This window comes from Bacillus sp. P4_D3 (genome assembly GCF_056401855.1).
Map to the genome: position 1 here is coordinate 1 of NZ_JBFUIN010001265.1, position 598 is coordinate 598.

The 598-nt window shown below is 33.9% G+C and carries 1 protein-coding gene; it reads left to right on the forward strand.

Annotated elements, in window-relative coordinates; all coding sequences use genetic code 11:
- Positions 1-446, forward strand: a 446-nt coding sequence (locus AC1DTM_RS30705; RefSeq protein WP_477001734.1) for an N-acetyltransferase family protein, incomplete at its 5' end; no start/stop codon positions are given.
- Positions 447-598: the final 152 nt, after the last annotated feature.

Here is a 598-nt window from a genome sequence, read left to right on the forward strand (position 1 = left end):
CATTTAGGATTGCAACGGCAGATGATTTAGATGAAATTGTAAAAATGCTTGCTGATGATGTTTTAGGAAATAAAAGAGAGCGCTATGAAACACCACTCCCTGATAGTTATATAAGAGCATTTCATGCTATTGATTGTGATCCAAATAACGAGTTGATTGTAGCGTGTGATGGGACGGAGATTGTCGGTATTCAACAAATTACATTTACGCCTTACATTGTACGTCAAGGGGGTTGGAGAGCTACAATTGAGGGTGTACGGACAGCCTCATCAAAACGTGGTAAAGGTATAGGAAGTAAACTTATTAAATGGGCTATTCAACGTGCTAAATTACGGGGATGTCATTTAGTACAGTTAACAACAGATAAAGAACGACAAGAAGCTTTACACTTTTATAAGAAATTAGGTTTTAAAGATTCTCATGAAGGATTAAAACTCTTTCTCTAATGAATATAGCTATTTATATACCAAAAAGACGTATATTGTAAGGTTAATTAACTATAGGCTTCGAAAATTACGGTAACTATCACTGTATTAAATATACAAATTGACACATTGTCTTTCATATAAATTACGTCACTTCAAAAGGTGTACCTTTT